The organism is Pedobacter polaris (assembly GCF_005116505.1).
Classification (GTDB): Bacteria; Bacteroidota; Bacteroidia; order Sphingobacteriales; family Sphingobacteriaceae; genus Pedobacter; species Pedobacter polaris.
In genome coordinates this window covers 68,956-91,977 of record NZ_SWBR01000001.1, presented here as the reverse complement: position 1 = coordinate 91,977, position 23,022 = coordinate 68,956, and the positions used below count along the sequence as shown (strand labels likewise).

The window sequence follows — 23,022 nt, the reverse complement described above, 5'->3', positions numbered from 1 at the left end:
AAAACAGATGATAGTTAGTTTTAAGAGGAGCCCCATAGTAGGCCCATAGAGTCATCAAATAAGGCTTTAGGGCTTTGATTTAAGTCAATAAATTGCCATTGTTTTAACTTTACTTCAATTCCTGTGTCTTTTGAAATTTCAAGTAACATCAAAGCCTCATTAGAATTAATTTTATAGTATCGATTTTGTACTGTAATGTAATTATTGCGTGGTCTTATCTTAGTAAAAATTCCATTTTGATAATCGCTTTTTTCTATATTTAATATTAGTTGTTGAACTTGGAGTTCAGATATTATTACAGACTTATTAATCATCAAAACGACTACAGTGCTTATTATTCCAATTATAAAGACGGGAACACTAAAAAGTAGCAAATAAAAGGTCAATAATTCAGTTATTGGAGAGTTCAATAACTGAAGGGCAAATACCAGAGACCATATTATTGTTACTAACAAAATGCAAAAATTTATTGTTCTATAAAGCTGTCTAGCCGTATTTGTAATCAGTGTTATGTTCATTAATAATTTAACTAAATCTTTTATTTACCAAAGTCATTCACTTTTAAACGAATATAAATGTTTATTATCCAATATTAAACTTTCTGTTCTTTACAATTTTTCTTATCTAAATCTAATAGCAATAAAGTTCGATTTGTGTTTTACACAACCGACATATAATGTATAACGAGACTAACATTAAAATGAACCCTTCGACAAGGCTGCCGATATAAAATCGGTACACGTCAGGATGACAAGACTAATGGGTGAAGAATTAGTTTAAAACAAATCTTTGATGATTTTTTCTATTGATAAACCCTCAGCTTCTGCTCTATAATTACGCACAATTCTGTGGCGTAAAATAGGTTCGGCAACGGCTTGCACATCTTCAATATCTGGAGCATATTTACCAGAAATAGCAGCATGACATTTTGCTCCTAAAACCAGGAATTGAGAAGCTCTTGGCCCTGCACCCCAGGATACATAATTATTGATCGCCTCTGAAGCATGTTCTGTATGAGGACGAGTTTTAGAAGCCAATTTAACTGCATATTCCAATACATTATCAGTTACTGGAATATTTCTAATCAGTTTCTGAAAGTATTGAATTTCTGATGCGTTGATGATTTTTTCTAATTTAACTTCCCTATTACTTGTTGTATTTTTTACAATTGTTAATTCATCTGCAAATGCTGGATAATTTAATTGAATGTTAAACATAAAACGGTCTAACTGAGCTTCTGGTAAAGGATAAGTTCCTTCTTGCTCAATAGGGTTTTGAGTAGCTAATACAAAAAAGGGTTGGGGCAAACCATGTGTATAACCAGCAGCAGTTACCGCCTTTTCTTGCATGGCCTCTAATAAGGCAGCTTGCGTTTTTGGTGGGGTACGATTGATCTCATCGGCCAAAATGATATTAGAAAATATTGGCCCTTTGATAAATTTAAAATGACGGTCTTCACCTAAAATTTCAGCACCAATAATGTCACTAGGCATTAAATCTGGTGTAAACTGAATGCGACTAAAATTAAGGTCTAAAACACTAGCTACAGTTTGTACCAGAAGTGTTTTAGCTAAACCAGGTACGCCCACTAATAAACAATGTCCGTTGCTAAAAATAGCAATTAAAACAGATTTTATAATTTCATCCTGACCAATTACAACTTTGCCAATTTCGGCTTTAATAGTGTTGAAAGATTGATGCAGGGTGTCTACAGCTTCTACCTCGTTTTTAAATTGCATTTATTATTTCTTGTCTTTAGCCCAAAGTTTTAATTCGTCACAAGTAGTAAACTCATCATCAACCCTAATATAGGTAGTTTCTTTGCGTTTTTCAAACCACTCGCTAATTACGCGTGCTTCTTTTTCTTTTTGTGCTCTGTCTTTAAATTTGGGATAATCTTGGTCTAAGTTGCCTTTGTGAGGAGGGATTTTAGATTTTAACAAGAAAATTTTATAGCCTTCTTTGCCATCTTGTTGGCTACTAAATGCTATTGGCTTAGAAACATTACCAACTTTCATGGTGTCTATTACTAAAAACACAGCTGGATCTACTTTTTCTACTGGAATGAATGTCGTTCTTGCCGTTTGATTGTCTGCATATAACATCATACCACCATTGTACTGTGTTTCTTTATTGTCTGAGTAAGTTGCTGCTGCAGTAAAGAATGGTAGTTTCTTACTTATAATATCATTGTAGATACTATCCGCTTTGAGTTTAACTCTTTCTAAACTTGCAGCTGTAGTTACAGGTCTAATTAATATATGTCTGGCATGTACTTGTTCACCACGACGTTCAATTACTTGTAAAACGTGGTAACCATTTTCAGTTTCAAAAACTGGAGACATTTCACCAGCTTTTAATTTAAATGCCCAAGCAGTAAATTCTTTAACCATTTGGCCTCTATCAAAAAAGCCTAAATCACCACCTTCTGATGCAGAACCTGGATCTTCAGAATATGTTTTGGCTAAGAAAGCAAAATCTTCACCACTTTTAACACGCAACCTAATGGCATCAAGCTTATCATAAAATCTTTGTTTTTCTGCTTTAGTTAGCTTAGGATACAATGCAATTTCACCCACTTCTACTTCGGTACCGATATCTGGTAAACTATCTTTATTATAGGTTTCGAAATATTTTTTAACTTCTTGAGGAGTAACACTAGTGTTTTCGTTAATTTTCTGTTGCATTTTTTGAGCAATTAAACCCTCTTTAATATCAGGTCTCATTTCATCTTTATATTGCAATACAGATTTTTGTAAAAACTGTTCCAAGCGCTCTTGTCCACCCATACGTTGAATTTGGTAACGCATTTTCTTGTCTAACTCATCATCAACTTGATTTTCTTCAACTACAATAGAATCAATTTCTGCTTGTTGTTTCAATAATTTTTGAATTAACATTTGTTGCAAAAAATAACATTTTGCCTTATCATCTTGCGGGTTACCTTGGTTAAGGTAAATAGCATATTGCTGATTTAAATCTGATAATAGAATAATATTGCTTCCTACTACAGCAACCACTTTATCCAAATTTGCTTTTTGTGCTTTTACATTTATAAACAAGCACATCAAACCGCCCGCTATTAATAAAAATTTCTTCATTCTATTTTTGTTCAATTGTATTTCTTTGCAAAGTTAATATTATTCATTTAACAAAGCTGCTACAGCTTTGCCAGCTTCTTTAATTCATCGTCATTTACCTTTACGGTATATTTTGCCCTAAGTGTTTTAATCCACTCGTTTTCTAAATATTGTTGGTAGTCGCCAATAACTCTTCCTCTAGCATCAGAAAAGTCATTTCCATTATACTGATTAATGTTTTTGTTGTAAAATTCAAGCAATTTTTCTTCGTTATCGTGTACTTTACTCCAAATCTTTTTTTCAGATACATTAAACATTAAAACACCTTCTCTGTACTCATTCATAATAAAATTGTACTCAATATTCTTGGGGGAAGTCTTTTTTTGTGCTTTTAATGCGCTTTCATAGCCACTAATTTCTTTTTTATAAGCAGTATCGGCATCTAAATTGTTAGCCCTCGCATCTATAACTTTTAATTTAAAATTAATATAGAGCTCTAAATAATCAGCTAACTCTTGTTGAGAAGCACTGGTTACACCTGCATGATTTTTTTTATAAACCCACATAAATTCTTTACTGCTAATGGATTTACCATTGACAGAGGCTACATTTTGTGCAAATGTAGTGTAGGTTGAAAAACAAAAAATAAAAATGCAACAGACTTTTCTCACAAAAGACAACAGCTATATAATTTATAGGATAAAAGTAACAATTTTAAGGTGCTATAATAAGATATTTAACTAATTTTAACAGAAAATAATTTCATTAAAATAATATGAACAACCAACTTACAAGTAACGCTGAAGCTTTGCGTTTATTTTTTACTGAAGATATTTATTTGGTAAAAAGTAACGAACAAATGCCTTTGGTAGAACCTGTTACATTAAAGGTTGAGCAAGCCACTAATGAAGTAATTTCTTTGCCAAAAGAAATACTGTTGACTGATGTAGCGGATGAAGTGGTAAATCTTATTGTTGAAGAGCCAAAACCAGAGATAAAAAAGGTATTTGATTTTAAATATTTAGGCAAAAACCAAAAGAATATTTTGATTTTGGTTAACGATAAAGAAAATGAAGTGAGTACGGAACAGGGAAGGGAATTGTTAAGGAAATTGGTGAATGCAATTGGATTGACAGCAAAAGATTTTGCGCTGTTAAATTATGCAAATTATACTAATGCCTTGTATGATGATTTGTTTAGTTTCTTTACAAGTGAACTCATTTTAGCTTTTGGTGTTGATGCAAAGCAATTAGGTATTGCAGAAAGCCCTTTACATCAATTAGCGCAACATGGTAAAAGCCGAATAGTTTTCACAACAAACCTGCATGACCTAGATGCAGACCAAGCTAGTAAAAAAGTTTTATGGACTAGCTTACAACAAATTAAATAATGAATAATCAACTGGTTTTTGCTACCAACAATATTTATAAGACTCAAGAAGTTAGCGCAATCTTATCTCCAACATACTCCGTTTTAAACCTTACTGATATTGGTTGTGATGTCGACATACCAGAAACAGGAGATACATTTGCAGCAAATGCAACTTTAAAAAGCAGTTATGTTGTCCAAAACTATCATATTGATTGTTTTGCAGATGATAGTGGTTTAGAGGTGGAGGCATTGAATAATGAACCTGGAATTTATTCTGCAAGATATAGCGGTAAACGAGGAGATTTAGAAAATATGCAATACCTGCTTCAAAAAATGGAAGGTGTAAGCAATAGAAACGCAAGATTTAAAACTGTAATATCACTAATCCAAAACGAAACAAATTATCTTTTTGAAGGGGTAATTTATGGCAAATTGAGAACTGAGCCAATAGGCAATGAAGGTTTTGGCTATGATCCCATATTTGAGCCCATAGGTTATGATATTACTTTTGCCCAAATGGATTTAACAGAAAAGAACCGCATTAGCCATAGAGCCTTGGCTATGCAAAAACTAATCGCATTTTTAAAACAATAATTATTTCTAATTAATTACTTCCAGTTTTTTCTTGGTCGTATCGGGTTTTACAAGAACAGGTGTAACAGGTATTGCTACTGGAGCTATTTTGTTATCAGTTGTTTTCTTTGGTAAAATAGGTTTTATTCCTGTAGGGTCTGTTCCTATAGATTTTGGGTTTGTTTTTGGCGGTGTAACTTTACTTTTAGGCGTAGTTTTCGCTTTTGGTTTGCCTTTGATAATATCAGCTTTACTCGTAGGTCTTAACTCTGGTTTCCATATAAAACCAGTTAAAAGCGTCTCTTTCGGAAGTTTATCTATCGGATCTGTTTTTCCTTCAATCTCTCTAAATAAGGTAACTTTAGCTAATTCTTTATCTTTAAATGTAAACTTAATCCTACTGCTTACAGTCTGATTCATGTTCTTGAAGACATTCTTGTCATCCTTGTCAAAATAAATACTTTCTGCATTACCATCTATGTACATATTTTGCAGTTCTCCATCTTTAAAGAAACCAGTAGTAATTCTTCCTTTTGCCTGGTTAAATTTAGTTGTATCTGTTTCCATATTTGCTGCAAATGAGTTTTGCAAAACTTGGAAGCTGTGCATTTTATCGCCCTTAAAAAATACATGGATGGTATCTCCAGTCTGTTGTGAGCCTTGAGACCATAAAATGGGATTTTTATACCATCGCAATGCAGAATCTGCAGCGGTATAAAACAAGGAATCGGAAATTGCCTGCAAATTAGATTTAAAAACCCTCACATTATGATAAGCTTTAATTACCCTGGCTTTAACGGTGTCTGCTGGATTAAAGGCTACAACACTATCCTTAACTTTACTGTTTGCAACTTTTGGTTTATTTACCGCTCCAGCTTTAATTGCAGCGCTAGGTTTAGCTTTGTTATATAGCTTAACTGAATCCTTCTTTTCTGCGATAATCTTATTTTTTAAGTTTACAGCAGTTAATTTTTTCAAGCTATCGGTCCGCAAACTATCTGTATTTATCTTTAAGCTATCGCTTGCTATTTTTGGTGGAGGATTATTTTTAAGTTCTTTCGCTTTTTCTTCTGCAGCTTTTCTTTCTTTTTTGCTTAACTTTTTTTCTGGTGGTTTATTCGCTAAAAGTTTTTTCTCAGCTTTAGCTGCTTCATCTGCTTCTTTCCTTGCTTCTGCTTTCTCTTTTTCTTTGGCCTCTTTCTCTTTTTCGTCTTCAGCACCAATTTCATTATCTTTAAGTACTACGGGCTTTTTAAGCAATGCCAAACCTTTTTGCAATGCCATTTGTGCTTCTAAAGTATCAGCACTTAACCATAAAGAATCTAACTTCTTTTTGCCATTAACAGTTACCGTATCTTTTGTGCCCATTCCGAAATAAGCATTTTTAGTAACTACCACGCGTTCGTCTATTTTATAATATTCTCCCAATTGCCCATATAAAACGGTTTTATCTAAGGTGTCTTTAAAAACAATATTCTTAACAGCCTTTCCATAGCCTCTTTTACCGTAGTAATATAAACTATCGCCTTTTAGTGATTTTGTGCCTTGGGTATATAGATTCTTTTTTCCGAAATAGGCATTTTCGTTTTTGGTATTGTAGGCGCCATCTTCGGTATATAGGTTGTCATCTTTACCCTTAATATTTGTAGGGCCATAAAAGTATGTCCAATTGGTTAAAGTATTGTAGCGTAAGGTATCTGATTTAATAGTGCTTTGTGGGGTAACTGCTACTACATTATATTTAAAAAAAGCATCTTTTGTATTGGCAAAGTAGTATCCCCTTTTACTTGTTAAGGTTACGTCTTTATTTACAATTTTACCACCATTAAGATAGGTCCCGTATTTAAGTCCCATATCATAATCGAGAATATTTGTAGTTAAAATCGATGTCCGGTCTTCCATTCTCACGTTGCTGCTTAAATGGGCTAACTTTTTATTTCCATCGTAGTTTAAAAAATCACTGTAAATGTTTACAGTATCCCCTTGGTTGATGTGCACATTTTTATAGGCCTCAAAATAATTTCGTTCTTTATAAAAAACTGCACTATCACATGTTAAAGTAGCATTATCTTGCCTAAAAACAGGATTTTTAACATAGTTGATATTTGTTTTAGTATCAACAGTTAAACTAGTAGACCGTTCTAGAATAATTTTTGTTCGCTGTTGTTGGGCAAACAAAATACTCGGAAACAGTAATAAAAGAAAGAAAAAGCGTAATTTCTGCACTTTACAAAGTTAGGTTTTTGCTTAAGAATTTAAATTAAATATTTTTGAACCATGTTACCGCTTCAGCAGTTTAAAGATTATATCAAAAAAAATGCCCTTTTCACTCCGCAACAGAAAATATTGTTGGCCGTAAGTGGTGGAAAGGATTCAGTATTAATGGTTCAGCTATTTAAACTCTGTAACTATAACTTTAGTATTGCGCATTGTAATTTTAATTTACGTGCCGATGAAGCCCAAAGGGATGAAAGCTTTGTAAGGTTATTGGCAAATTCTTTGAATATCCCTTTCCATGTGATTCATTTCGACACCAAAGCCTATGCAAATGCGCATCAAATCTCTACGCAAATGGCCGCTAGAGATTTACGCTATCAATGGTTTGAAAAGATTAGAGTGGAAGAAAATTATGATTATGTGGCAGTGGCGCATCATCAAAATGATTCTATAGAAACCTTATTGTTAAACTTAACTAGAGGCACAGGCATTAGCGGGATGCATGGCATTTTACCTAAAAGAGAAAAACTCATTAGGCCGCTGTTATTTTTATCAAGACTACAAATTGACAATTTAATCGAATCAAATCATATCGACTATGTGGAAGATAGCTCAAATGAGAGTACTAAATATGCTCGTAATAAAATTAGATTGAATGTTATTCCGCAACTACGAGAGATCAATCTAAACCTAGAAGAAACTTTTGCGCAAAATATAATCCGCTTTGCAGAAACTGAAGAACTTTTAGAACAGGCAATTGCAACGAAAAGGGAAGAAATCTCCAGAGAATTAAATGGTGATGTTTATTTTGATATTGATAAAATTAAATTACTAAAGCCTCAAAAATTAATATTATTTGAACTTTTAAAAAGATATCATTTTACAAATTTTGTAGTAGATGAAATTTTAGGAGCTTTAAACAAGCAGAGTGGAACTTCTTTTTACAGTAATACACATAGAGCAACGATTAACAGAGAAGAGTTAATGATATCAGCTTTGCTAAAAGAGCAAACTCACGAACATCATTTTATGCACCCTACAGATGAAAGTGTAGTTATTGAAGGGGAGAAAATTTCACTTTTTTATACCAACTCTAATTATGTTGAAAATAATGCAAATAAAGCTTTTGTAGATCTAGAAAAGCTGATTTTCCCTTTAATTGTACGCTTTAGGCAAGATGGTGATAAGTTTATGCCATTGGGAATGAGGAATTTCAAAAAGCTGAGCGATTTTTTAATTGATAAGAAAGTTCCCCTTCCTCAAAAAGATAAAATTCCTTTACTGATAAATGGCAATGGAGAAATAATTTGGGTGGCGGGCTTAAGACAAGACAATAGATATAAAGTAAAGGCAACAACAAAAAAAGTTGCTATATTCGAACTGTTAAAATAAACGAGCTTGCGAGCTCATTGATGTCACTAAAAAAATATACAAACATCAATTAATGGATCAGAAACATACTTATATCGAAAAACAGTACATCGGACGCGATTACATCCGCATTGCGATAAGGCTAATTATGGCTGCATTCTGTTTTGCTGCATATGTTTATGAGCGTGACCGCGATAATACGGTAGATTTATTTTTAGTAGTGGGCTTTGGGATAATAGCAGTGTCGATCATTCTTTTATTTCTCATTCAATATAAAACCATTATCGAAAACAAAAGTGTAATTATTGATGGTTTATGGACTGCCAAAAGAGTTAAAATAGACTTGAATAGCATTATTAAAGTTCGTAAAGCAACTTATAGTAATTATTTATTCAATAATCCTGTTTACAATCTACATAAAAAGGGGAGTATCCGTTTTTATTCATCTGGTAAAGACGCTGTAGTTTTAACAGATAGGGATGGGCTTGAATATTTTATTGGCACCCAACGTCCCAATGAGATGTACTTGGTTATCCAATCAGAAATGAAGAGCTAATCTACCTAATAATTCTATGTACCATTTTTGTTTTAGCAAGCATCAATTTTATTACTATCAGATAACACAAAATACATAAGATATAGGTTAATTTGTTATTCTAAATTATAGCATTTTAATGAAAATAGGAATTGTTTGTTATCCTACCTTTGGCGGTAGTGGAGTTGTAGCTACTGAATTGGGTAAAGCACTCGCTAACGAAGGTCATCAAGTTCACTTTATTACTTATAGCCAACCGGCACGCTTAGATTTTTTCTCAGCAAATTTATTTTACCATGAAGTTTCCGTAAGAGATTATCCTTTATTTGATTATGCACCTTATGAATCTGCCTTGGCTAGTAAATTGGTAGACGTGGTTAGGTTTGAGAAACTGGATATTTTACATGTGCATTATGCAATTCCACATGCTTCTGCAGCGTTTATGGCCAAGCAAATTTTAGCAACTTATGGTATAAATATCCCTTTTGTAACTACTTTGCATGGTACTGATATTACTTTAGTTGGTAAGGATGCTACTTATAAGCCTGTAGTTACCTTTTCTATTAATCAAAGCGATGGTGTAACTACAGTTTCCCAAGATTTAAAAGAAGATACCTATAAACACTTCGAGATTGAGAAAGATATTAAGGTAATTCCAAATTTTATAGATTTTAATCGTTTTAGGTTACAACCTAAAGGGCATTTCAAAAAAGCAATTGCTCCAAATAATGAACGTATTTTAATTCATACTTCTAATTTCAGAAAAGTAAAACGTACAGAAGATGTAATTAAGATGTTTCAAAAAGTTCAGGAGAAAATCCCTTCTAAATTGCTGATGGTTGGCGATGGACCTGAGCGTACTGCAAATGAGCAACTTTGTAGAGAGTTAAATATTTGCGAAAATGTGAGATTTTTAGGTAAGCAAGATGCTGTGGAAGAGATTTTATCAGTTTCTGATTTGTTTATTATGCCATCTGAATCAGAAAGCTTTGGTTTGGCTGCTTTAGAGGCCATGGCTTGTAAAGTTCCTGTTATTACCTCTAACGCTGGTGGTTTGCCAGAACTTAATATTGATGATTTTTGTGGTTACATGTGTGAAGTTGGAGATATAGATGATATGGCAAATAAGGCAATCACCATTTTAAGCAATGAAGATACATTAAACTATTTTAAAGAGAATGCGCTACTAAGGGCCCAAGATTTCGATTTGAAAAAAATCTTACCGATGTATATTGATTATTATAAAGAAGTGATAGAAAAGTCTTTAAACACCACTGAAATTGATAGCTAGCCCCAGTTAGATTAATTGGATAGTATCTTTTATTTAAACACTAAACAAACTGGCACGCCAACATTAATTCTTTTGCTGCTATCTTTTAACTTTCCTGTTGTTGGATTGCGATTAAAAATTACTACGTCATTGGTGTATTGATGGGCAACTAATAGATGGTTCCCGCTTGGGTCAATTGCAAAATTTCTTGGCCCTTTGCCTAAAGTATTTACAGTTTCAATAAAGGTTAGTATACCATCTTTAGCAATTGCAAATAATGAGATTTCATTGGCATCACCTCGGTTAGTTTCGTATAAAAATTTGCCATCGGGCGAGAGATGTATATCTGCCCCATCTATTTTTCCTTTAAAGTCTTTGAGGGTTGTGCCAATATCTTGAAGCTTATGTAAATTGCCCTTTGTATAGCTGAAAGCAGTAATGCTTCCAGTAAATTCATGTGCTAAATAAGCAAATTTTCCATTTGGAGTAAAAGCTAAATGCCTAGGTCCTGAACCAGGATTGGTTTTAATTACATTTTTTACTGTTAATACCTTAGTTGCGCTTGTAGGATTGTAGGTATAAATATAAATCTGATCTTCACCTAAATCATTAGCAATTAAGAATTTTTTATCTGGACTAAACTGAACCATGTGCACATGAGCACTAGTCTGTCTTTTTGGATCTATACTTTTACCCGTATGTTTAATGATTTGTTTTGCATCCGTTAAAGTGCCATCTGCATTACGGCCAAAAACTGAAATAGTACCTCCACTATAATTAGCTAGGATTACATTTTTATCATCAATAGAGATATAACAAGGGTCAGCTCCCTCAGAAGATTTTTTATTTAAGAAAGTTAGTGCTCCACTTTTTGAGTTAAAACTAAATGCACTTACTGCACTGGTTTTGCCATCCTCATTTACAGTATAAACAAATTTATTGTCTTTGCTTATAGCTAAATAACTTGGATTAACTGCCTTAGTGCTACTTTTCAATTTTGTTTCTGCAGTTTTAGCATTGAAATCATAAACATAAATTCCTTCGCTATTGCCTTTATTGGTATAAGTGCCAACTAATAGGTTGTAGTTTTGGGCATTAATCTTAAAAGCTAAGGAAAGAGCGAATAATAGAAATAATGTTTTTTTCATTTTGCAAGATATTTAACCGCAAAGTACGTAAAGAAAGAAATAATTCAAGAATTCTTTAAAATACAAAAGTCGCTAGTAATGTAATTTACTTAGCGACTTTTGTGAAATCTTGTCTTCTTTTGTGGATGATTATTTTATCAAATGTTTGATTTGAATTAATTCATGCTCTTCTAAAAATCTCCATCTACCTCTTGGCAAATCTTTTTTGGTTAAATTACCATATACTACACGGTCTAGCTTAACCACATCATATCCTAAATGTTCAAATATTCTACGAACAATTCTATTTTTTCCACTATGGATTTGAATTCCAATTTCTTTCTTACTGGCACCTGCAACATAAGAAACGTTATCTGGTTTGATCAACCCATCTTCTAACTCTAAACCGAATTGAATTTTATTAAAATCTCCTTGACTTAAGTTTTTATTTAACTCAACATGGTAAATTTTAGTAATTCCGTTTTTAGGGTGTGATAATTTGTCTGCAAGCTCACCATCATTGGTCATTAAAATTAAGCCTGTAGTATTCCTGTCTAAACGGCCTACTGGATAAATACGTTCGCGACTAGCTTTTTCTACCAATTGCATTACCGTTTTGCGTTCTTGAGGGTCGTCGGTAGTAGTGATATAATCTTTAGGTTTGTTTAATAAAACGTAAACTTTCTTTTCGCGTTTTAATAACTCGCCATTGTAGCGAACCTCGTCTTTGTAAGGATCAACTTTGTGTCCTAATTCGGTAACTGGGATATTATTTACTGAAACAACACCAGCTTCAATTAATTCATCTGCTTTACGGCGAGAACAAATCCCTGAATTAGCGATATAACGGTTTAAACGAATTAAGCCATCATCTTTAGGTTCAGCAGCTTTTCTTGCTCTAGTTGCAGGAGCAACTCTTTCACCACGATCGTCTTTACGCTTGAAATCACCTTCTTCGCGTTTTCTATACGGACGGCTATCTGTACTTCTAGATGCACCACCTTTTTTATCAGCAAACTTAGATTTATCTCCGTCTGTAATGTAATTATCTTTTTTAATGTAGCTGCGTTTGCCTTCTGCATCATCTCTTGAGCTACCTTCTTTGAATGCTCTTGGTTTGTAGTCAGCATTTCCGCTATCTTTCTTTTCCCAAGGTTTAAACCCGCCTTTACTCTCAGTTCTTGGTTTAAAGTCGCCTTCTTTAGCTGTTCTTGGTTTGTAATCTCTAGATTCTCCATCTCTATCAGCGCGAGGTTTGAAATCCTTTCCTGCTGAAGTTCTTGGAGAATAAGGTTTAGAGTCCCCGTCTCTTGTTGTTCTTGGTTTGTAATCTCTAGATTCTCCATCTCTATCAGCACGAGGTTTGAAATCCTTTCCTGCTGAAGTTCTTGGAGTATATGGCTTAGAATCTCCGTCTCTTGTTGTTCTTGGTTTGTAATCTCTTGATGAGTTATCTCTATCAGTTCTTGGTTTAAAATCCTTTCCTGCAGAAGTTCTTGGGGTATATGGCTTAGAATCGCCATCGCGAGCTGCTCTTGGTTTATAAGCAGGTTTATCACCTGTTGCAAAACCAGGTTTGCGTTTGTCTTTATCGTCTTTGTCGGAATAATCTTTTCCGTCCTTGTCACTATATCTTCCTTTGGGTTTATCGGTTGCAGCAGGTCTTCTGCTTTTACTTCCTTCGCCCGCTTTGGACTTGTCATCGCGACTGTTCCTGTTATTGTTTTTTATCATGATACGCTTTTACTCGCATAAAATATGCGGGTGCAAAAATAATAAAAATCTATCAATCTATTTCGTAAATTTTAACCTAAAATCACTAAAATAAAATCTAGGTTTAAATGCATTTAAACCTAGATTTTAGCAGAAAAATTCGTAACTATTTGATAATTAGATAAATGAATTGTATCTTTGCCGAACCAATTATATTTGTTCACAAAAAAAAGGAGGAAGATGCTAAAGAAACACATCATTCCATACACAGTAATTTTATCATTATTGGTTATGGCAAAAGTGTTTGCTTACACACTACCAGAAGAAAAAACAAGTCAAAAAAACAACAATCTCACCCCTATAGTTACAACAGTCGAAGAGCCGGCATTTACAATAGCTCAGTTAGACTTTGCAGAAGAAACATTGCCTTTGGGCGATAAAAGGATTACCGGTAAAATGAAGAAGACTTTAGCTTCATATGGTTATCAAAAGCTGCAAACGAATCGTTTACACCGCAAAGCGGCAGAATGGTTTCCTATTATAGAACCTATTTTGGCTGCTTATGGAATTCCAAACGATTTTAAGTACATGCCTTTAGTAGAATCTGGCTTACAAAGCGGTACATCTCCAAAAGGAGCAGCTGGTTTTTGGCAATTTATGCCTGGAACTGCTAGAATGTATGGTTTAAAAGTAAACAGCAAAATGGATGAACGTAAAAATTTACGTAAGTCTACCATTGCAGCATGTAAGTACATTAAAGAACTGTACGGCATTTTTGATAGCTGGACCTTGGTTGCAGCTGCTTATAATGTTGGCGATGTACACATGAAAAGACAGATCAACAAGCAAAATCAAGACAATTATTTTAAAATGAAATTGAACCGTGAAACAGGGGGGTATGTTTACAAATTGATTTCAATGAAAGAAATTCTTGAAAATCCAACACGTAATGGCTACAAAAATCAGAAAGCTTTGATAGCATATGCTGGAGCCAATACTGTTACCGCTGAATAATTTTTTGACTTAAATTAGCAAAAGCCATTTTAACGAAAGTTGAAATGGCTTTTTTTATGCTGTAATAGTCGTCCTGCAGAATTTATTTCAATTTTTTCCTACAAAGACTCTGAAACAAGTTTACAGTGACGGGATTATTTTATTATTTTAGTCGGCATATGTCCCTGCAAAAACTCCGTGTAATTGCTGTAACCAAACAGCCAGCAGAAGTTATAAAAATTGACTTTGAAACCCTAAATGGAAAAAAATTGAATTATCAGGCAGGGCAATTTTTGTCTTTTGTTTTTCAGGGAAACGGAAAAGAACTCAGGCGTTCCTATTCTTTTTGCAGCTCACCTGATGTAAATGAACCAATTTCAATTGCTGTTAAATTGGTAGAAAATGGTGAGATTTCTAGATTTCTCCATCATCAACTAGCAGTAGGCGATGAGGTAAGTATTGCTGAACCAAATGGCCAGTTCACCTATCAGCCAAATGAGAAAAACAAAACGATTTTCTTATTTGCAGCTGGAGTTGGTATTACACCAATATTATCTATTCTTAAAACAGCCTTAGTTACAGAGATAAGCTCTAAGCTTGTATTAATTTATAGCAGTAGATCTGCTGATGATACTTTGTTCTTAGAAGAAATAGCTAAATGGCAGGTGAAATATCCAGAAAGATTAAAAGTCATTCATCTATTTAGTAATTCTAAAAACTTGATGAGGGCAAGACTTAATGGTTTTCTCATTAACCAATTAGTTAGGGAGAATTTAGCGTTTAATAAGGAAGACGTGCTTTGCTATACTTGCGGTCCGGTAGACTATATGGATGTTTGTAGAATTACGCTATTAGGAGCTGGATTTAAACCGCATCAAGTTAAAAGAGAAACTTTTGTATTGCCAGAAGATGAGGTAGATGAAGATGATGCAACAGAAAAAGTAGTTGATAAAAATACGTATTCAATTATTTTACATTTTAAGGGAAATATTCATCATCTATCTGTTCCCTGGCCCAAAAGAATTTTAGAAGTAGCACTAGAAAATAAAATTGATTTGCCTTACAGTTGCAGCGGTGGTGTTTGTAGCACTTGTACAGCAACTTGCATTACAGGTGGCGTAAGAATGGATTATAATGAAGTTTTAACTGATGATGAAGTTGCAAATGGAAGGGTTTTGGTTTGCACCGGGCATCCAACTGAGAATGAGACTACAATAACTTGGGGATAAAGGATAACCACATAGACAGATAGAAAACATAGGTTTGATGAAATTCTATTGCTTTATATTAAAACTATGTTTAGTAATATCAAAAGCAATTCCGATAGTATCCTTTTTATTTTTGTAAGAAATTAATTTCCCAAGATAAATTCCATTGTTAGCTTTGAAAAGCTTGATAACAGCGAATTCATCATATCTTTTTTCGCTTTCTCGAAAAGTAACATCTTTAAAAAATAATGTGTCTCCTTTTTTATAGTAACTACCTTTTATTTCATCTACACCAAAACAAATACTCTTATCAACAAACTTATTATTTTCCTTAAATTTCAGAACTGAATGACAGTTTGCCGCTCCTTCATGGTCAGCAACCAGTATATCTTTTCCAGAGAGTTTGTCATAATCTATTATGCCTTGTGGCTTAAAATAAGTCAATGTTAAAACTATTAGCGAAGCAATTATAATGATTAATCTTTCTTTGTATATAAATTTCTCTTTTATTGCAAAGATGATTTGCCTAATTATAAGAATAATTAGAATAAGATAATATAAAACCAATATCAAAAATAACGGGAATGCCCATATTCCTAATATTCCTTCCCAATACTTTATCGTATTTATTAAAATGAAAAATATAATAACAGTAATAATTAAACCTTTATGCTTCATGAGTTTTTTGAAGTACAATATTTTCTATGTGCCTATGTGATAAAGTTATAACCGTTGCTCAGGCAATGGTACAAACTCAGTTTCTCCAGGTACAGGTTCAAACTCTTGAATTAGCCATTTCGTTTTCGCAGCTTCAATTAGTTCTTTACTTGTTGCCACAAAATTCCAATAGATAAAACGCTCTTCAGGAAAAGGCTCGCCACCAAAAATGTAGAGGGTTGTATTTTCTAACATTGTAAACTCACATAGTGAATTCTCTTTTGCCACTAATAATTGTTTTGGTCCAAATGTATTTTCTTCACTTTCTATGCCGCCATCTAAAATGTAGATCGCACTCTCTCCGAATAATCGGTCGCCGATTTTTATGTTCGTTTTAGCTGTGCTTTTTAGTTCCAATAAATACAGGGGACTATAAACAGGAATAGGGGACTTATGACCTAAAACTTCTCCGGCAATTAATTTATATTGAATGCCGTTTTCTTCCCAAGATGGGATCTCATCCGCATCTGCATGAAAAAACTCAGGCTCCATTTGTTCTAAATCTTTAGGTAATGCAACCCAAATTTGTAAACCATGTAGCATTTTATTGGTATGACGCAGATATTCTGGAGTTCTTTCTGAATGTGCAATACCTTTTCCAGATGTCATCCAGTTCACTTGTCCAGGCCTAACCTCTACCTGGGTGCCTAAACTATCTTTATGCATAATGCAGCCTTCAAAAAGATAAGTTAGGGTAGATAAACCAATGTGCGGGTGCGGCGGGATGTCTAAATTTTCATAATCACTCATTAGGGTAGGGCCCATGTGGTCAATAAAAGAAAATGGACCTACCATCCTTTTTTCGCGGAAAGGCAATAACCTTCCTACCATAAAATTGCCAATGTTACTTGGCCTTTCTTCTATAATGAGCTTAATATTCGACATCTTCTTTTTTTATTTAAAGATAATAATTTGGTTTGTAAATATCTTTATCGTAATATTGCAATATTAAAATATAAAATAATGGGTGCATCAAAAACAGAACACTTTACTCCTAAACAAAATGAGATTGCATCCATCATGAAAGCACTAGGTCATCCTGCTAGGATAGCTATTATTGATTATCTATTAAAAGTTGATACATGCATTTGTGGGGATATTGTAAATGAATTGCCTTTGGCACAACCAACTGTTTCTCAGCATTTAAAAGAATTAAAAAATGCTGGCTTAATTAAAGGAAACACAGAGGGTAATGCCATCTGTTACTGTATTGATGAAGAAACGTTCTTCAAATTCCAAAACTTCTTGTCTGAAGTATTTGGAAAGATTAAAGCTCAAAAAAATAACTGTTGTTAAACCTAATCTAAAAACAATGAAATTATCAGAGGTTAAAAATATCTTAAATACAGTTGAGGCTGTGAATTTTAAATTAGAAGATGGGAGCATGGTGCCAGAACATTTTCATGTAACCGAAGTTGGGGTGGTAAGTAAACATTTTATTGATTGTGGAGGCGTTGTTCGCAAAGAGCATAAGGCTAATTTTCAATTGTGGGATGCCAATGATTTCGAACACCGCTTAAAACCAGGTAAATTAGCTAATATCATAGGTTTATCTGAGAAGGTTTTAGGAATGGAAGATTTAGAGATCGAAGTGGAGTACCAAAGCAATACCATTGGTAAATACAGCTTAGCATTTGATGGAAAAGATTTCGTGCTAGTGAATATGCAAACCGCTTGTTTGGCTAAAGATGCTTGTGGAATTCCTGGTGAAAAACAAAAAATAAATCTAGTTCAATTGCCAACAGCGAACTCTTGTACGCCGGGCGGAGGTTGTTGTTAAGTGAAGAAAAAAATAATTAAATATAAAAAGCCAATTGTAATTACTGTCTCGGTAATTGTATTGCAGTTAATTTTTGGTTGGGATGCAAAATTTTGTATCATTAACCTCATTTGGCTTTTTGTTTAAAATTTTAATAATAATGAAGAAAATATTAGTTTTATGTACGGGCAATAGTTGTCGTAGTCAAATTGCAGAAGGATATTTAAGGTATTTTGCAAATGGTAATGCAGAAATTTTTAGTGCAGGCATTGAAACTCATGGTGTAAATCCAAGAGCTATTGCTACAATGAAGGCAGATGGAATTGATATCTCAAAGCACACCTCAAACAACATCGATGAATACTTTGCTATAGATTTCGACTATGTGATTACGGTTTGCGATAATGCTAAAGAAAATTGCCCATTTTTTCCGAGCAAAGCAAAAAAGTTTCATTACAATTTTCCAGATCCAGCAAAAGCAAATGGAACTGAAGAAGAAATTGTGAAAGAATTTAATAAAGTAAGAGACCTTATAAAATCTTATTGTAAGGAGTTTATAAAAGAAAACCTCATTCAAAATTAATTGAATGAGGTTTTAAATATTATTTAATTATCGATTATCCTTCTTTTGGCTCAACCAGTCCTGGTACATCAACCATTTCATTTGCATCTGCTTGATAATCTACACCACTCACGTCAAATCCAAAAAGGTTTAAGAAATCAGTTTTGTAACCAGCTAAATCACCAATAGATGGTAAGCTTTCTGTTGTAGCCTCTTTCCATAAAGTTGCTACACGTTCCTGTACATCTGCTCTCATCTCCCAATCATCAATTCTAATTCTGCCTTTTTCATCTACAGGAACAACATCTCCTACATACAATCTTTGCTGAAATAAACGTTGAATTTGTTCTATACAGCCTTCATGAATGCCTTCTTCTTTCATTATCTTATATAATAAAGAAATATACAAAGGAATAACCGGAATTGCAGAACTAGCCTGTGTAACTAAAGCTTTATTTACAGAAACATAACCTTTTCCGTTAAGATCAGCTAGTTTATCAGTAATTGTAAAAGCAGTAGCTTCTAAATGATCTTTAGCTCTACCAATTGTTCCTTTACGGTAAACCGCTTCTGTAACAGCAGGGCCTATGTAAGAATAAGCAACCGTTGTAAAACCATCCGCCAATAAATTTTCAGCTTTTAAAGCATCAATCCACATAGCCCAGTCTTCGCCACCCATTACGGCAACCGTATTTTCAATTTCTTCTTCGTTTGCAGGTTCGATAGATACTTCAGAAACTATTCCAGTATGAAAATCTACTGTTTTATCGCTAAAAGATCCACCAATAGGTTTTAGAACAGAACGATGTGTAATCCCAGTATTTGGATTAGTTCTTACAGGTGATGCCAAACTATAAATGATTAAATCTATTTGACCTAGATCTGCTTTTATCAAATCTTTGGTTTGTTGCTTCACTACAGTAGAGAAAGCATCGCCATTAATACTTTTTGCATATAAACCAGCTTTATTTGCTTCAGTTTCAAAAGCTGCAGTATTGTACCAGCCTGGTGATGCAGTTTTGCCTTCTTTTGGTGGTTTCTCGAAATAAATGCCAATTGTTGAAGCATCAGAGCCAAAGGCACTTGTAATTCTTGATGCTAAACCAAAGCCTGTTGATGCACCAATTACCAATACTTTTTTCGGACCATCAATCGGTCCTTTAGATTTGATATAGTTAATTTGATTAATTACGTTTTGCTCACAGCCTTTTGGGTGTGCAGTTAAACATATAAATCCTCGCATTCTAGGTTCAATAATCATAATTTTCTTGCTAGTTCTTAAATATACGTGGTTTTATGAGCCACGTTTTCTACTTTCAAAACTATCCTTAATTTCTTTCCATTCCAAATATATAGTTCATTTGTTTGTTCAATAGTATCATTGGTTCATTAGTTCAGTGGTGAATTGTTCATAGGATAAATCAGTCCCGCCGTTTGAAGGTTACATGATTTACAGAATGAAGCTCATTTATTGCCGTTGATTTCAGTCAATGTTCAAATAATTGTTCTCTGATTTTTATATATAATGAAAGCTTGATAAATCAATTTTTGGGTCAGTTAAGAATGACAAGAAAACAACATTTTAACTATTGAACATCAGTAGTTTTTATCCTTTAAAATCATTATTTTTGCAGGCTGTTTTAATACCGAGAACTAAGAAATTTATGAGCGAAAAGAACATTGACCTAGGCGAACAAAAAGATGTAGAGGTGTACGGTGCCAGGGTGCATAATCTTAAGAATATTGATGTTAGTTTCCCTCGAAACCAACTTGTTGTAATTACAGGTTTAAGTGGTAGCGGTAAATCATCTCTGGCTTTTGATACCATTTACGCTGAAGGACAAAGACGTTATATGGAAACATTTAGCGCTTATTCTCGTCAGTTTATGGGTGGAATGGAGCGTCCTGATGTTGATAAGGTTTCTGGGCTTAGTCCGGTGATCGCTATCGAGCAAAAAACAACGAGTAAAAATCCTCGATCTACAGTTGGTACCATTACAGAAATTTATGATTTCATGCGTTTGCTTTACGCCCGTGTTGCTGATGCTTTCTCTTACAATACCGGAGAGAAAATGGAACGGATGAGCGAAGATCAGATCCTTAAAAATATCTATAATAAATTTGACACAATGCCAGTGAATATCCTGGCACCTGTGGTAAAAGGTCGTAAGGGCCATTACCGTGAATTATTTGAGCAAATTCGTAAACAAGGCTATGTTAAGGTTCGGGTAGATGGAGAGATTAAAGACCTTACTGCAAAAATGCAGGTAGACCGTTATAAAATCCATGATATCGAAATTGTTGTTGACCGTTTAATTATAGATCAAAAAGACAATAAGCGTTTACTAGATAGTATTCAAACTGCTATGCGTTTAGGTAAAGGCATTATTAAAATTAGCGATAAGGATAATAATGTATCGCATTTTAGTAAATTTTTAATGTGTCCAACAACAGGTATTTCTTATGATGAACCTCAGCCAAATAGTTTTTCTTTCAATTCACCTTATGGCGCATGTGAACGTTGTGATGGTTTAGGCTATATCTTTGTTGTTGATAAAGAATCGGTAATGCCAAACATGAAGTTGAGCATTATTAATGGTGGTTTAGCTCCATTGGGCGAGTACCGAGATGTTTGGATGTTCCAGGTGTTGAAGGCTTTAGCTAAAAAGTATAATTTTTCTCTTTCCACTCCACTAGAAAAATTAGGAGATGAAAATATAGACATCATTTTAAATGGTACACATGAATTGTTGAGTGTTGCTGTTGAATATAATAAATGGAATGTTCAGAACTACCAAATTACTTTTGATGGGATTATCAAATTGTTAGAAGAACAACAAGATAAAAGAAGTGATACGGCTAATGCTGATGATATGGATACTTTCCGTAAATTAAAAACCTGCCCTGAATGTAATGGTGCTCGTTTAAAAAAGGAAAGTTTGCATTTTAAAGTAGATGGTAAAAATATCTTCGAACTTTCTGAAATGGATATTCTTTCGTTAAAAACTTGGTTTACCAATGTAGAGGAGCGACTGAACGAACGACAGAATACCATTGCCAAAGAGATTTTAAAAGAGATTAGAGCTCGTATTGGTTTCTTAACCGATGTTGGATTGACTTATTTAGCTTTAGATCGTACTGCGAGGACACTCTCTGGAGGTGAGGCTCAACGGATTAGGTTAGCAACCCAAATTGGTTCTCAACTAATGAATGTAATGTACATTTTAGATGAGCCAAGTATCGGTTTGCACCAAAGAGATAATGAACGATTAATAGGTGCGTTAAAAAATCTGCGTGATTTAGGTAATACCGTTTTGGTGGTTGAACATGATAAAGACATGATTTTAGAAGCTGACCATGTAATTGATATTGGTCCAGCAGCAGGTGTACATGGTGGAGAAGTTGTAGCGCAGGGAACACCAGCGCAAATATTAAAATCAGGTACTTTAACAGCGGCTTATCTTAACGGTGAAAAGGGAATTATCGTTCCGAAAAAACGTAGAAAAGGAAATGGTCATAAATTGTCTATTATTAAGGCAAGTGGACATAACCTGAAAGAGGTTTCAGTTGAATTTCCTTTAGGTAAATTTATAGCAGTAACAGGTGTTTCAGGTAGTGGCAAGTCTAGTTTAATTACAGAGACTTTATACCCAATCTTAAACCATCATTTCTTTAGGGCTAAAAAACATCCACTTCCTTATGAGAAAATTAATGGCTTAAAAGAAATTGATAAGGTAATAGAAATAGATCAAGCACCAATTGGTCGTACTCCAAGGTCAAATCCTTCAACTTATACAGGCGTTTTCTCAGACATTAGAAACCTTTATGTAATGTTGCCAGAGGCAAAAATTAGAGGTTATAAACCTGGTCGTTTTTCTTTTAATGTAAAAGGAGGTCGTTGTGAAACTTGTCAAGGTGCTGGAATGAAGGTTATAGAAATGAATTTTTTGCCAGATGTTGCTGTTCCTTGTGAAGAATGTGGTGGAAGAAGATATAATCGTGAGACTTTAGAAGTTCGTTACCGTGGGAAGTCTATTAGCGATGTATTAGACATGAGTATTGAAGAAGCTTGCGATTTCTTTGAAAATATGCCTGCTATTTATCGTAAAATTAAAACTCTAAATGATGTTGGTTTAGGTTATATCCGTTTAGGTCAATCTTCTACAACACTATCTGGTGGCGAAGCACAACGTGTAAAATTGGCTACTGAGCTTTCTAAAAAAGATACAGGAAAAACCTTCTACATTTTAGACGAGCCAACAACAGGTTTGCATTTTGAAGACATTAACGTTTTATTGGGTGTATTAAATGAATTGGTAGAAAAAGGAAATACTGTTTTGGTAATTGAGCACAATTTAGATGTTGTAAAGGTTGCAGATTGGGTAATTGATTTGGGAGAAGAAGGTGGTGCTGGTGGAGGTAGAATTATCTTCGAAGGAACACCAGAAGGCTTAATTCAAAATCCAATAAGCTTAACTGGTAAATTCTTGAAAAAAGAAATGGAGACTGCTATTTATTCAAAATAA

21 protein-coding genes are annotated in these 23,022 nt (G+C 33.9%); 11 read left to right on the top strand and 10 right to left on the bottom strand.

The genetic code is table 11. The annotated features are described in order from the left end of the window. Nucleotides 1–20: 20 nt before the first annotated feature. The 4 genes from FA048_RS00430 to FA048_RS00415 form a co-directional block, all read right to left on the bottom strand. On the bottom strand, nucleotides 21–518 hold the full coding sequence (locus FA048_RS00430; protein WP_136838032.1) for a hypothetical protein: 498 nt from the start codon (nucleotides 516–518) through the stop codon (nucleotides 21–23). Nucleotides 519–776: 258 nt separating this feature from the next. After that, complete coding sequence (locus tag FA048_RS00425) at nucleotides 777–1,739, bottom strand: AAA family ATPase (RefSeq protein WP_136838031.1); 963 nt, start codon at nucleotides 1,737–1,739, stop codon at nucleotides 777–779. Nucleotides 1,740–1,742: 3 nt separating this feature from the next. Then, nucleotides 1,743–3,101, bottom strand: a complete 1,359-nt coding sequence (locus FA048_RS00420; protein ID WP_136838030.1) for a peptidylprolyl isomerase — start codon at nucleotides 3,099–3,101, stop codon at nucleotides 1,743–1,745. A 59-nt stretch (nucleotides 3,102–3,160) separates the two neighbouring features. Next, nucleotides 3,161–3,646, bottom strand: coding sequence for a hypothetical protein (locus FA048_RS00415; protein ID WP_225872438.1), 486 nt, complete (start codon nucleotides 3,644–3,646; stop codon nucleotides 3,161–3,163). A 209-nt stretch (nucleotides 3,647–3,855) separates the two neighbouring features. Between FA048_RS00415 and FA048_RS00410 the strand changes: the two genes are divergently transcribed. Beyond that, a complete protein-coding gene (locus FA048_RS00410; RefSeq protein ID WP_136838028.1) occupies nucleotides 3,856–4,470 on the top strand; it encodes a hypothetical protein in 615 nt (204 codons plus the stop codon). Beyond that, nucleotides 4,470–5,045 (top strand): RdgB/HAM1 family non-canonical purine NTP pyrophosphatase, encoded by a 576-nt coding sequence (gene rdgB, locus FA048_RS00405; RefSeq protein WP_205943404.1) that lies wholly within the window; start codon nucleotides 4,470–4,472, stop codon nucleotides 5,043–5,045. The genes FA048_RS00410 and rdgB overlap by 1 nt, the downstream gene beginning before the upstream one ends. A 6-nt stretch (nucleotides 5,046–5,051) precedes the next feature. Here rdgB and FA048_RS00400 read toward each other — a convergent pair whose 3' ends face one another. Then, nucleotides 5,052–7,250 (bottom strand): OstA-like protein, encoded by a 2,199-nt coding sequence (locus FA048_RS00400; protein ID WP_136838026.1) that lies wholly within the window; start codon nucleotides 7,248–7,250, stop codon nucleotides 5,052–5,054. 51 nt (nucleotides 7,251–7,301) lie between these two features. Between FA048_RS00400 and tilS the strand changes: the two genes are divergently transcribed. The 3 genes from tilS (at nucleotide 7,302) to bshA (ending at nucleotide 10,438) form a co-directional block, all read left to right on the top strand. Next, nucleotides 7,302–8,633, top strand: coding sequence for a tRNA lysidine(34) synthetase TilS (tilS, locus tag FA048_RS00395; RefSeq protein ID WP_136838025.1), 1,332 nt, complete (start codon nucleotides 7,302–7,304; stop codon nucleotides 8,631–8,633). Between the two features lie 52 nt (nucleotides 8,634–8,685). Beyond that, entirely contained in the window at nucleotides 8,686–9,168 is a 483-nt protein-coding gene (locus FA048_RS00390) for a hypothetical protein (protein ID WP_136838024.1), read from the top strand. Between the two features lie 118 nt (nucleotides 9,169–9,286). After that, nucleotides 9,287–10,438 carry an N-acetyl-alpha-D-glucosaminyl L-malate synthase BshA gene (gene bshA / locus FA048_RS00385; protein ID WP_136838023.1) on the top strand — a complete coding sequence of 384 codons (1,152 nt, stop codon included), beginning with the start codon at nucleotides 9,287–9,289 and terminating at the stop codon, nucleotides 10,436–10,438. Nucleotides 10,439–10,467: 29 nt separating this feature from the next. Here bshA and FA048_RS00380 read toward each other — a convergent pair whose 3' ends face one another. Both FA048_RS00380 and FA048_RS00375 read right to left on the bottom strand, forming a co-directional pair. Next, entirely contained in the window at nucleotides 10,468–11,565 is a 1,098-nt protein-coding gene (locus tag FA048_RS00380) for a lactonase family protein (RefSeq protein ID WP_136838022.1), read from the bottom strand. Between the two features lie 129 nt (nucleotides 11,566–11,694). After that, nucleotides 11,695–13,278 carry a pseudouridine synthase gene (locus FA048_RS00375; RefSeq protein WP_136838021.1) on the bottom strand — a complete coding sequence of 528 codons (1,584 nt, stop codon included), beginning with the start codon at nucleotides 13,276–13,278 and terminating at the stop codon, nucleotides 11,695–11,697. A gap of 219 nt (nucleotides 13,279–13,497) precedes the next feature. Here FA048_RS00375 and FA048_RS00370 point away from each other — a divergent pair, with 219 nt between their 5' ends. Together FA048_RS00370 and FA048_RS00365 are read left to right on the top strand one after the other, a co-directional pair. Further along, nucleotides 13,498–14,271 (top strand): lytic transglycosylase domain-containing protein, encoded by a 774-nt coding sequence (locus FA048_RS00370; protein ID WP_136838020.1) that lies wholly within the window; start codon nucleotides 13,498–13,500, stop codon nucleotides 14,269–14,271. A gap of 158 nt (nucleotides 14,272–14,429) precedes the next feature. Then, nucleotides 14,430–15,479 (top strand): ferredoxin--NADP reductase, encoded by a 1,050-nt coding sequence (locus tag FA048_RS00365; protein WP_136838019.1) that lies wholly within the window; start codon nucleotides 14,430–14,432, stop codon nucleotides 15,477–15,479. A 45-nt stretch (nucleotides 15,480–15,524) separates the two neighbouring features. Here FA048_RS00365 and FA048_RS00360 read toward each other — a convergent pair whose 3' ends face one another. Both FA048_RS00360 and FA048_RS00355 read right to left on the bottom strand, forming a co-directional pair. Continuing rightward, nucleotides 15,525–16,136 (bottom strand): hypothetical protein, encoded by a 612-nt coding sequence (locus FA048_RS00360; RefSeq protein ID WP_136838018.1) that lies wholly within the window; start codon nucleotides 16,134–16,136, stop codon nucleotides 15,525–15,527. Nucleotides 16,137–16,181: 45 nt separating this feature from the next. Next, a complete protein-coding gene (locus FA048_RS00355; RefSeq protein WP_136838017.1) occupies nucleotides 16,182–17,060 on the bottom strand; it encodes a pirin family protein in 879 nt (292 codons plus the stop codon). Between the two features lie 78 nt (nucleotides 17,061–17,138). On the opposite strand from FA048_RS00355, the gene FA048_RS00350 reads away from it, so the two are divergent. From FA048_RS00350 to FA048_RS00340, 3 genes are all read left to right on the top strand, one after another. Then, on the top strand, nucleotides 17,139–17,471 hold the full coding sequence (locus tag FA048_RS00350) for an ArsR/SmtB family transcription factor (protein WP_136838016.1): 333 nt from the start codon (nucleotides 17,139–17,141) through the stop codon (nucleotides 17,469–17,471). Between the two features lie 16 nt (nucleotides 17,472–17,487). Then, nucleotides 17,488–17,955 (top strand): DUF6428 family protein, encoded by a 468-nt coding sequence (locus tag FA048_RS00345; RefSeq protein WP_136838015.1) that lies wholly within the window; start codon nucleotides 17,488–17,490, stop codon nucleotides 17,953–17,955. A gap of 139 nt (nucleotides 17,956–18,094) precedes the next feature. Continuing rightward, nucleotides 18,095–18,517 (top strand): arsenate reductase ArsC, encoded by a 423-nt coding sequence (locus FA048_RS00340; protein WP_136838014.1) that lies wholly within the window; start codon nucleotides 18,095–18,097, stop codon nucleotides 18,515–18,517. Nucleotides 18,518–18,551: 34 nt separating this feature from the next. Here the strand turns inward: FA048_RS00340 and fabV are convergent, their stop codons facing one another. Then, complete coding sequence (gene fabV, locus FA048_RS00335; RefSeq protein WP_136838013.1) at nucleotides 18,552–19,757, bottom strand: enoyl-ACP reductase FabV; 1,206 nt, start codon at nucleotides 19,755–19,757, stop codon at nucleotides 18,552–18,554. A gap of 403 nt (nucleotides 19,758–20,160) precedes the next feature. Between fabV and uvrA the strand changes: the two genes are divergently transcribed. Next, a complete protein-coding gene (gene uvrA, locus FA048_RS00330; protein ID WP_136838012.1) occupies nucleotides 20,161–23,022 on the top strand; it encodes an excinuclease ABC subunit UvrA in 2,862 nt (953 codons plus the stop codon).